Raw genomic sequence first — 10,453 nt, 5'->3', positions numbered from 1 at the left:
GAACAAGCGCTCGGCCTTCGTCTCGGCCGACTCAAATCTGTTCAGGCTCAAGAAGGCCATTGGCGGTGAGCTGGTCGAGGATGATCTGGAGTCTGCCAGTAGGAGCAGCGCCGAAGACGCCGCGGATGAGGGCTTCGAGGTGGCTGTGCTCGATACCGGTCGCATGCTCCCAGATGAAGGACGCAACCGGCCCCAGTTGATGGACGACGTCATCGACAAGCACGCACCACTGACCGTTGTTGCCGATTGCATCACTGGTGCTGGCGCGTCGTACGCCGGTTGGGCCGATTGCGTGGCTGAGCTTTGCCTCCCACCGATCGTGCCCCAACGGCGTGGTCGACTGCGCGGCCAGTCCGTCGATGACGTCGAATAACTGTGACGCATCCGAGTACTCGACGTCGTGTACGGGAACCGCCCGGAGTATTTCGCCCAATCGCGTCAGGGGCAACGCCCGATGGGTGAAGCCCGGGGCTTGAGCAACGACACGCGGTACGGCCGTAAGCGGGTCGAGCGCCTCAACCGTGGCGCGGCGGCGCGCATCGACCCGGTTCAGCAGGAGGATGCCCGCCAGAGTGAGCCGGTCTCCTGGATGCTTCAGCGACAGTTCATCTGCTGAGTAGCAGCCCTTGACGGGCGGGTCGGACGAACCGGTCTGCAACGACAGTGGCTTGGGGAATGCCAGCACATTCCACTCGTCGTCAATGACCAGCAACTCATCGGTGACGTAACCAAAGCGCTCGGCGCACAGACGGGCCGCCGCCGTGCTCTTGCCCGTGCCCGACGGTGCGACCAGGGCGAACACCCGGCCGTCGTCTGTGGCGACGCCCGCGGCATGCAGCAGCAGGTGAGCCGAGCGGGTCAGTTCGATGACGGCGTCGCCGATCCGGAAAACGAGTCGTTGCTGTAACCCGGGTGGCAGGCTGATCGTCGGACCGGCGAGATGCAGATCGCGATCGAAGTGTTCAGTGCACGACATACTGCGCGACCAGTCAGCGCGCACCTGGCGTGCGATGGCGGCACCCTCGACCCGTAGCCGCAGGGTGCCGCCGGGCACGCCCAAAAAAAGGTACAGATGGTCGAAGTCAGTCACCGTTACCGGTCGGCGCCGCGGGGGTCTCAGGGCTGTTGCCGTCGGTGGAATCGGTAGCCGCGTCAGCGCCCTTGGCTTGCGCCGGGGCGACGCCCTGCGACTGGCAGCTCGTAAAGTCGGGATTGCTCACGGTCCGCCATGTCGACAGGCCGGTCGCGGTGAACGTGCCGCCGGGGACATTGGACCACCCGCTCGTAGGAGCGTTCTCCGAGGTGGAGTTGTTGACCTGTAGCACGAAAGCGATGGTGAAGTCGTTACGAAAGCTAGAACCGGGCACCGAGGTGGTGTTGGTGGAGTACCGACGGCCGGCGGAGGTGCGGTAGGTGATGTTGAAGCGCTGGCAGGCACCTTCGACGCTGTTCACCGGTTGCAGCTTGATCGCAGGCCGGTAGCCCTGGGTGCTGCTGTTCTGATCATTGTGAACGCCGTCGATCTCGATCTGAAAGTTGCTCAGCGAGTCGGTCTCCCGCCACCGATACCACTTCGTGGTGGTCGTGCAGTTGCAGATCTCCAGGTACGCGGGCCCGTAGACCTTGCCGTAGTTCTCCACAATCGTCGTGGCGCCGGTGGGCAGCTGTGACTGGGAGGAGCACACCGCGCGCAGGTTGTTGATCACCTTCGGACCCAGTGTCAGCGAACCGTCGTCGACGGTGCACTGGCTGATCCCGGCCATCGCGGCCGGGGTGCCCATGACAATGATTGGGGCGGACCAGGCTGCCCCGCTGACCAAGGTGCGCCGGCGAACTGCGCGGTTGCTTTCGGCACTGAGTGACACGTCTGACATCTGAAGTCCTTAACGAAGTGAATGTCAAAGCGACGACTCATCGCTTCCCCCGAGCGAAAGGTTAGCGCAAGTATCGAATTTTGCTCAAGGCGCACTCCCAGCCGACGCTGAAGTGGTGGATGCACGTGGCGCGTGCCCTGTGCACCGCGGGCGACCCTTTGTAGAAGAGACCCAGAAGGGGAGGTACCCGAGCAGGAGGTGCTCGAGCGTCGTGGTGATCCGGTGGTGCTCAGACTTCGTTCAGTGCCAGCCGGACGGATGCGCGCCGCCGGGTAGGTCGGCGTCCGGGTCGTAGGGGCTGCGGGTGAAGCGGAAACTGCCCACATCGAGGAATTGCGTTCCGTTGTCGTTATGCAGGTTCAGGCGCTCCGCGGCGAAGTATTCGTCGAGCCCTATCCAGCCACCGTCGGCGTGCGGCACGAAGCGAGATCCGCGTCCGGCGCGCGTCGGACGCAGGGTGAGCACACTGTCGTGCACGGCCACCACATACTCGCGCGGCCCCCAGAACCAACTCCCCGTCGCAGCGAGTGCGTCAGTGGATTCGGTTGCGGTCCAGGGAGTTTGCTCCTGCGGGGAGAGCTCCTCGAGGCGGGCGAGCAGGTCGTAGCCGAGGTCGAGGTCGAGGTTGCCGGTCGTGTTGGCGAGCAGTGCGAACCCCTCACCGGTCTCCGGATCGATGCGCAATGCCGCGAGGTAGCCGGGCATCGATCCGCCGTGGCCGACGAACCGGCGTCCGTCGCGGTTGTAGACGTCGAGACCGAGGCCGTAAGCGCGGGACCATCGGTCGCCGGGTGTGTCGTCGACCACGCAGGGCACCTGCATCTCGAGGCGCAGATCATCGGGCAGGACGCGGTCGTCGCCCTGGACGAGAAAGCGCGCCCAGCGCCCGAGGTCACCGACGGTCGACCAGAGTTGACCGGCAGGTGCCATCGCACCCGAATCGTGCGTCGGTTCTTGGTGCAGCAGGTCGGCGTGCGGGTGCACCGCCCAGCCCGGCGCGGCGTCACCGGGGCGTTCGTAGGTCGTGTGGGCCAACCCCAGCGGTCTCAGGATGCCGGTGCGTATCGCTTCGAACCAGTGCGAGTTGCGTTGCCGCGCAACGATTGCGCCCGCAACTGCATAGCCGACGTTGGAGTAGTGGAAGCGTGCACCGACTCGATGAGCGCGCCGAACGCTCGGCAACAACTGCGCCCACGTCAGTCCTGCCGAACGTTCCCACCACGGGCCGTCCGTCTCGGCGTACAGACCGCTGGAGTGGTTGAGCAAGGAACCGACCGTGACCCGGTGCATGGACGCGTCCAGCTCGGGCAGGTGATCGGTCACCGGGTCGTCGAGTTCGAGGAGTCCGTCGCGCACGAGTTGGAGAATCGCGACCGCGACGAAAGTCTTGGTGATCGATCCGATGCGGTATGGGGTGTCGGTCGACGCGGTGGGGGAGCCGGCCCGGCCGCTCGGGTGACCAACCGCGTCCGACCATGCAATCGCACCGTCGCGCATCAGCGCAACGGATAGCGATGGCGCGCGATGCATACGTTGTCGAGCGACGAGGTCGACGCGCAGGAGCTGATCGAGGTTCACCCACTCATCCAATCCGGATGTCTGCGGCCTCGCGCAAACTTTCAGTGGGTAACAGCTCGATCCAGTAGCGGCGTTTGTCCTTGCGCACGTCCTCCAGCACACCGCCGCATCGCTCGATCGTGCGTCGTGAAGCCTCGTTGTCCTCGTCGCAGGTCACCAGCACCCGGGCCAGTCCGTGCTCGCGCGCCGTGCCGAGCGAGGCAGCGAGTGCCGCAGTCGCGACCCCACGCCGACGCGCTGACGGGCGCACGCCGTAGCCGATGTGCCCACCCTCCTCGAGTAGGAAGTCGTTGAGGCAGAGGCGGAGGCTGAGCGAGCCCAGCACCTGATCCGGGTCGGTGTCATCGACGATCCAGTACAGCGCGGCAGGGACGAAACCCTCCGGTGGGTCGGTGAGGTTACGACGTTGCTGTGCCAACCACCGTCCGAAGCCGTCGGGGTCAGCGAGCTCCTTTGCGGTGAACCCGAAGATCGAGTAGCCGTGCACATGATCGCCGCCGAACTCGGCGATCGACTTAAACCATGAGTCGCGGAGAGCTTCGGACGGTTCGACCAGGCGGATCATGGTGGCGAGGCTATCCGGCGCTTTCGCCGAGGGTTCGGGGTGTCGTGACGGCGGCACATGCTGGGCACACTTTTGCGATGATCGGCGCAGACTTCGGGGTCGTCGGTGGCACGACATACCCTGGACGGTGAGATGAGCAGCCTGTTCGACGACCTTCCCCTGCCCGGCCTGACCCCCGATTCGGCGTCACCGCACCGCGCGCCCGGTTCCTCCGGCGCGACGACGGACGTCGACGAGCACGGCGTCCCCACCTGGGCCAGCCTGGGCCACGACGCGCCCGAACAACCCCGGGAGCGGCCGAACCGTCCGACCATGCGTGACCCCGAGTCGCTGATCGAAGGACTCAACCCCCAGCAGAAGGAAGCCGTGCTGCACCACGGCTCGCCCCTGCTGATCGTCGCCGGTGCCGGCTCCGGCAAGACACGCGTGCTCACCCACCGCATCGCGCACCTGATGGGTGCGCGTGGCGTCCAGCCCGGTCAGATTCTCGCCATCACCTTCACCAACAAGGCCGCCGCCGAGATGCGCGAACGCGTCGAGGCGCTGGTCGGCCCCGCCGCCAAGATGATGTGGGTGTCCACCTTCCACTCCGCGTGCGTGCGCATCTTGCGCCGCGAGGCGACGAAGGTCGGTCTGAAGTCGACCTTCTCCATCTACGACGCGGCCGACAGCCAGCGACTGATGGCGATGGTCATGCGCGACATGGATCTCGACCCCAAGCGTTTCCCGCCGCGCTCCTTCAGCCACCAGGTGAGCAACCTCAAGAACGAACTGATCGACGAAGAGACCTACGCCGGACGGGTGGGGGAGGGCACGCATCAGGAGCGGATGCTCGCGGAGGCGTACACGATGTACCAACGCCGCCTGCGGCAGGCGAACGCGCTCGACTTCGACGACCTCATCATGACCACCGTCCATGTGCTGCAGGCATTTCCGGACGTCGCCGAGTACTACCACCGCCGTTTCCGGCACGTGCTGGTCGATGAGTACCAGGACACCAACCACGCGCAGTACCAACTGGTGAAGGAGTTGGTCGGGCACGGTACGGACGATCCGGCCGTCGGTCAGGTGCCGCCCGCCGAACTCTGTGTCGTCGGTGACGCCGACCAGTCGATCTACGCCTTCCGCGGCGCGACGATTCGCAACATCGTGGAGTTCGAGCAGGACTACCCGGACGCACGCACCATCCTGCTGGAGCAGAACTACCGCTCGACGCAGACCATCCTGCAGGCGGCCAACGCGGTCATTGAGAAGAACGAAGGACGCCGCCCGAAGAACCTCTGGACCGACTCCGGTGACGGGTCGATGATCACTGGCTACGTCGCCGACTCCGAACACGACGAGGCGGCCTTCGTGGCCCGCACCATCGACACGCTCGGTGACGACCATGGGGTGCGTCCGGGCGATGTCGCCGTGTTCTACCGCACGAACGCTCAGTCACGTGCGTTGGAAGAAGTGTTCGTGCGCGTCGGCCTGCCGTACAAGGTCGTCGGCGGCACCCGCTTCTACGAACGCAAGGAGGTCAAGGACGCGCTCGCCTATCTGCGCGTCGTCTCCAACCCGCTCGACACGGTTAACTTGCGCCGCATCCTCAACACTCCCAAGCGCGGCATCGGTGACCGTGCCGAAGCCTGCGTCTCCGCTCTCGCCGAGCGCGAGCGGATCACCTTCATCGCCGCGCTCGGCCGAGCGGCGGACGCCCCCGGCATCGCCACCCGATCGGTGGCCGCGATCGAGAACTTCACCTCGATCCTCGAACAGTTCCGGATGGCCCGCGAGACCGAGGGCAACGGCATCGGCGACCTGCTCGAGGTGATCCTCGACAAGTCCGGCTATCTCGCCGAACTCCGTGCCAGCCATGACCCGCAGGACGAGACTCGTATCGAGAACCTCGCCGAACTGGTCGCAGTCGCAAGGGAATTCGACGAGTCTTATCCCGAAGGGTCGCTGGAGGACTTCCTCGAGCAGGTCTCGCTGGTGGCCGACGCCGACGAGATCCCGAAGGGTGACGAGAACGACAAAGGCGTCGTCACCCTGATGACTCTGCACACCGCGAAGGGCCTGGAGTTCCCGGTCGTATTTCTCACCGGGATGGAGGACGGCACGTTCCCGCATATGCGGGCTCTGGGTGATCCGAAGGAACTCGAGGAAGAACGCCGGCTCGCCTACGTCGGCATCACCCGAGCAAGACAGCGATTGCACATTTCGCGGGCGGAGGTGCGGTCCGCCTGGGGTGCCCCGCAGTACAACCCACCCTCGCGGTTCCTCGACGAGATCCCGCGTCACCTCATCGACTGGGTGCGGGTCGCGACCACCGGAATGCGTCCGTCATCCACGCCTGCTGTCGCCCGTCTCGCCGCGCGTCCGGGTGTGAAAAGCCCTGGTAATCATCCGATTCCGTCACTCGACGCAGGTGACCGTGTCAGTAGCGACTCCTTCGGGTTGGGCACCGTCGTCCGGCTCGAAGGCAGCGGGGATCGCACGATCGCACACATCGACTTCGGCGGTGACTACGGCGTGAAGCGTCTTGCGCTGCGGTACGGCAAGGTCGAAAAGATCTGAGAACAACGAACAAACCCCACCGCCGAACGGCGATGGGGTTTGTTCGTCGAGAGATCAGAGCAGGCCGCGCGCGGACAGCCAGCCGTACGGGTTGATCGCCACACCGCCGATGTGGATCTCGAGGTGCAGGTGCGGGCCGGTGGAGTTGCCGGTGTTGCCGGACCAGCCGATCATCTGGCCGGCAGCGACCTGCTGGCCCGGGCTGACCGCGAAGCCGGACATGTGCGCGTAGACCGCGCTCACACCGTTGCCGAAGTCGATGTTGACGCGCATGCCCTGGCCGCCGTACCAACCGACAGCGGTGATGGTGCCGGACGACATCGAGCGCAGCGGGGTGCCCACCGGGACCGACAGGTCGATACCGCCGTGGTTCGTGGAACCGATGCCGCCGGGGGAGTTGCGGTAGCCGAAGCCGGAGGTGAAGACACCTGCGCAGCCGGCGATCGGGCAGACGTAACCACCGCTGTTGGTGTTGACAGCTGCCGGTGCACCGGTGGCCCGCTGCGGCGCGCGAGCTGTCGAGCTCACCGGGCCGTTGCCGGCGGAGGCGCCGTACTGCTGGGTGGGCGCCGGCCGGCCGGTGGCCGCCTGACGCGTCGGCTGCTGCTTGAGGCGCGGCGCCGCAAGGGCCTTCGGCGGTTCGACGTGGTCGCGTGCGGTGGTGGCCGTGCTCATGGCCGCGACCGCGGCCTTCTGCTTCGCGGTGGCCTTGAGCGTCTTCGCCCGTGTCTGGGCGGCAGTCTTGGCCTTGGCGCGGGCCGTGACGGCCGCCCTCACCTTGGCGTCGACCGCGGCAGAGGCGCGGGTCGCGCTGCGCGACACCGACTGGTTCTGCGCTGTGACGGTCCACGAGTTCACCGCTTCGACGGTGCCGACCGTCGTCGGCCCCGTGGCGTAGGTGGCCCCGTTCGCCGTGCTGACCGCCCCCGCAGCCACAGCACCGGCAACAACGGCCGTCGTCGGGAGGATGACCTTCCCTCGCTTGATGAACGAGGGACCGGACTGGCGGTGCCGCCCTTTGTAACGAGTCAAAACAGGGACCAACTTCTTCTCTTCGGGGGCCGAGCGGGGAACACCGTACCGTGATCATCCCGTGACATTCCAATCCCCAAGAGAATCTGTGAACAACACCACAATGCGATTGGACCCGCCCGCAGGTCTACGCTTGAGAGCATGAACGATTCGGCGCCGTCCGCAGCAGTTTCTCCCGAGTCCACGGCTGATCAGGCTGTTTCCCCGTTGCGTGTCGTCGTGGCCAAGCCCGGGCTCGACGGACATGACCGCGGTGCAAAGGTTGTGGCCCGTGCCCTGCGTGACGCCGGCATGGAGGTCATCTACACCGGCCTGCACCAGACGCCCGCGCAGATCGTCGAGGCGGCGATCCAGGAGGACGCCGACGCCATCGGAATGTCGGTGCTCTCGGGAGCGCACATGACGTTGTTCGCCGAGGTGATGAAACTGCTCGCGGCCAAGGATGCCGAAGACATCGTGGTGTTCGGTGGCGGCATCATCCCCGAGGAGGACATCCCGGCCCTGGAAGGTCTCGGAGTCGCCACAGTTTTCACTCCCGGCGCAACCACCACGGACATCGTGGAATGGACTCGGACCCACGTGGGCGGCGTCACAGCCGAGGGCTAGAGTGCGAGGCGGAAATCCCTTTGAACCCCGAGAAGAGGATGGATTCCGCGTGGATCTTTTCGAGTACCAAGCGCGAGACATGTTCGAGGCGCACGGCGTCCCGGTCCTGGCCGCCAAGACCGCCACGACTGCGGCTGAGGCCAAGGCAGCTGCCGAGGAGATCGGAGCCAAGTCCGGCGGTGTGACCGTCGTCAAGGCCCAGGTCAAGACCGGTGGACGCGGCAAGGCCGGCGGCGTGAAGGTCGCCAAGACCGCCGACGAGGCGGAGCAGCACGCCGAGCAGATCCTCGGCATGGACATCAAGGGCCACACCGTCGGCACCGTGATGATCGCCCAGGGCGCGAAGATCGCCGAGGAGTACTACTTTTCGATCCTGCTCGACCGTGCGAACCGCAGCTACCTGGCCATGTGCTCCAAGGAGGGCGGCATGGACATCGAGCAGCTCGCTGTGGAGCGCCCGGAAGCTCTGGCCAAGGTGAACGTCGACCCCAACGTCGGCATCGACGAGGCCAAGGCGAAGGAGATCGTCGACGAGGCCGGCTTTGACGCCGAGACCGGCGCGAAGATCGTCCCCGTCCTGCAGAAGCTGTGGGAGGTCTACTCGAGCGAGGATGCAACGCTCGTCGAGGTCAACCCGCTGGTGAAGACCGAGGACGGCGAGATCGTCGCTCTCGACGGAAAGGTCTCGCTCGATGCGAACGCCGCCTTCCGCCACCCCGACCACGAGGCGCTGGAGGACAAGGACGCGGCCGACCCGCTGGAGGCCAAGGCCAAAGCGATGAACCTCAACTACGTCAAGCTCGACGGCAACGTCGGCATCATCGGCAACGGCGCCGGCCTTGTCATGTCGACCCTGGACGTCGTTGCCTACGCCGGTGAGGAGCACACCGGCGGTAAGTCGAAGCCGGCCAACTTCCTCGACATCGGTGGCGGAGCCTCCGCCGAGGTCATGGCCAACGGCCTCGACGTCATCCTGAACGACGAGCAGGTCAAGTCCGTCTTCGTCAACGTCTTCGGCGGAATCACCGCCTGTGACGCAGTCGCCAACGGCATCGTCGGCGCACTGAAGACCCTCGGCGACGAAGCCAGCAAGCCGCTGGTCGTCCGCCTCGACGGCAACAACGTCGTGGAGGGCCGCAAGATCCTCGCCGACTTCAACCACCCGCTGGTCACCATCGAAGAGACCATGGACGGCGCTGCCCGCAAGGCCGCCGAACTGGCCGCGAACTGAACAGGACTGAAGACTCGTGTCGATTTTTCTCAACGCTGACTCCAAGGTCATCGTCCAGGGCATGACCGGCTCGGAGGGCATGAAGCACACCACGCGCATGCTCGCCTCGGGCACGAACATCGTCGGTGGCGTGAACCCGAAGAAGGCCGGCCAGACCGTCGATTTCGACGGTGGCGAGCAGGTCAAGGTCTTCGGTTCCGTGAAGGAAGCCATGGACGAGACCGGCGCGAACGTGTCGGTCGTCTTCGTGCCGCCGGCGTTCGCCAAAGCTGCCGTCATCGAAGCCGTGGACGCCGAGATGCCGCTGATCGTGGTCATCACCGAGGGCATCGCGGTGAAGGACTCCGCGGAGTTCTTCAACTACTGCAAGGACAAGGGCACCAGCCGCATCATCGGTCCCAACTGCCCCGGCATCATCAGCCCCGGACAGTCGAACGCCGGCATCATCCCGGCCGACATTGCCGGTCCGGGCAAGATCGGTCTGGTGTCGAAGTCCGGCACCCTGACCTACCAGATGATGTACGAGCTGAAGGACTTCGGCTTCTCCACCGCGATCGGTATCGGTGGTGACCCGATCATCGGCACCACCCACATCGACGCGCTCGAAGCTTTCGAGGCCGACCCCGAGACCGTCGCGATCGTCATGATCGGCGAGATCGGTGGCGATGCCGAGGAGCGCGCCGCGGCGTACATCAAGGACAACGTCTCCAAGCCGGTCGTCGGTTACGTCGCGGGCTTCACCGCCCCCGAGGGCAAGACCATGGGCCACGCCGGTGCGATCGTGTCCGGTTCGTCCGGCACCGCCCAGGCGAAGCAGGAGGCCCTCGAGGCCGCCGGCGTCAAGGTCGGCAAGACGCCGTCCGCGACTGCCGACCTCATGCGCGAGATCATGAAGAACCTCGGCTGACCGAGTTCTTGTCGGGCCCGGAGACACTGTCTCCGGGCCTGATTCTTTTGGGTACGGCGCGCCTGAACGGCCTGCGCGGGCTCCCGCGTCACCATGGT

9 protein-coding genes are annotated in these 10,453 nt (G+C 65.7%); 4 read left to right on the top strand and 5 right to left on the bottom strand.

Translation table 11 applies throughout. The annotated features are described in order from the left end of the window. Positions 1-31: 31 nt before the first annotated feature. The 4 genes from ACYU8W_RS05705 to ACYU8W_RS05690 all read right to left on the bottom strand — a co-directional run bounded on the left by ACYU8W_RS05705 (position 32) and on the right by ACYU8W_RS05690 (position 4,017). Positions 32-1,090, bottom strand: a complete 1,059-nt coding sequence (locus ACYU8W_RS05705) for a hypothetical protein (RefSeq protein ID WP_499467385.1) — start codon at positions 1,088-1,090, stop codon at positions 32-34. Beyond that, positions 1,083-1,781 (bottom strand): hypothetical protein, encoded by a 699-nt coding sequence (locus ACYU8W_RS05700; RefSeq protein WP_499467384.1) that lies wholly within the window; start codon positions 1,779-1,781, stop codon positions 1,083-1,085. Before ACYU8W_RS05700 ends, ACYU8W_RS05705 begins: the two co-directional genes overlap by 8 nt. 333 nt (positions 1,782-2,114) lie before the next feature. Beyond that, on the bottom strand, positions 2,115-3,452 hold the full coding sequence (locus tag ACYU8W_RS05695) for a serine hydrolase domain-containing protein (protein ID WP_499467382.1): 1,338 nt from the start codon (positions 3,450-3,452) through the stop codon (positions 2,115-2,117). A 4-nt stretch (positions 3,453-3,456) separates the two neighbouring features. After that, positions 3,457-4,017: a GNAT family N-acetyltransferase gene (locus tag ACYU8W_RS05690; RefSeq protein ID WP_499467380.1), complete on the bottom strand. Its 561-nt coding sequence runs from the start codon at positions 4,015-4,017 to the stop codon at positions 3,457-3,459. Positions 4,018-4,149: 132 nt separating this feature from the next. On the opposite strand from ACYU8W_RS05690, the gene pcrA reads away from it, so the two are divergent. Then, the gene (gene pcrA, locus ACYU8W_RS05685) at positions 4,150-6,579 is read left to right on the top strand and encodes a DNA helicase PcrA (protein ID WP_499467378.1); all 2,430 of its coding nucleotides are present in this window, start codon (positions 4,150-4,152) and stop codon (positions 6,577-6,579) included. Between the two features lie 54 nt (positions 6,580-6,633). Here the strand turns inward: pcrA and ACYU8W_RS05680 are convergent, their stop codons facing one another. Beyond that, positions 6,634-7,611 carry a M23 family metallopeptidase gene (locus tag ACYU8W_RS05680; protein ID WP_499467376.1) on the bottom strand — a complete coding sequence of 326 codons (978 nt, stop codon included), beginning with the start codon at positions 7,609-7,611 and terminating at the stop codon, positions 6,634-6,636. 141 nt (positions 7,612-7,752) lie between these two features. Between ACYU8W_RS05680 and ACYU8W_RS05675 the strand changes: the two genes are divergently transcribed. The 3 genes from ACYU8W_RS05675 to sucD are packed head-to-tail and all read left to right on the top strand — an operon-like array spanning position 7,753 to position 10,355. Beyond that, complete coding sequence (locus ACYU8W_RS05675) at positions 7,753-8,217, top strand: cobalamin B12-binding domain-containing protein (protein WP_129625934.1); 465 nt, start codon at positions 7,753-7,755, stop codon at positions 8,215-8,217. A gap of 49 nt (positions 8,218-8,266) precedes the next feature. Next, entirely contained in the window at positions 8,267-9,448 is a 1,182-nt protein-coding gene (sucC, locus tag ACYU8W_RS05670) for an ADP-forming succinate--CoA ligase subunit beta (RefSeq protein ID WP_499467373.1), read from the top strand. A gap of 16 nt (positions 9,449-9,464) precedes the next feature. Then, positions 9,465-10,355 (top strand): succinate--CoA ligase subunit alpha, encoded by an 891-nt coding sequence (gene sucD, locus ACYU8W_RS05665; protein WP_499467371.1) that lies wholly within the window; start codon positions 9,465-9,467, stop codon positions 10,353-10,355. Positions 10,356-10,453 lie beyond the last annotated feature (98 nt).

Source organism: Yimella radicis (assembly GCF_054778255.1).
Note: the sequence above shows the minus strand (reverse complement) of the source record. Positions and strands in the feature narration are given on the sequence as shown.

What these genes read in the sequence shown, in the direction of transcription:
- ACYU8W_RS05700 (WP_499467384.1), bottom strand. Translation starts at nt 1,781, where the DNA reads ATGGGCACCCCGGCCGCGATGGCCGGGATCAGCCAGTGCACCGTCGAC.
- ACYU8W_RS05690 (WP_499467380.1), bottom strand. Translation starts at nt 4,017, where the DNA reads ATGATCCGCCTGGTCGAACCGTCCGAAGCTCTCCGCGACTCATGGTTT.
- pcrA (WP_499467378.1), top strand. Translation starts at nt 4,150, where the DNA reads ATGAGCAGCCTGTTCGACGACCTTCCCCTGCCCGGCCTGACCCCCGAT.
- ACYU8W_RS05675 (WP_129625934.1), top strand. Translation starts at nt 7,753, where the DNA reads ATGAACGATTCGGCGCCGTCCGCAGCAGTTTCTCCCGAGTCCACGGCT.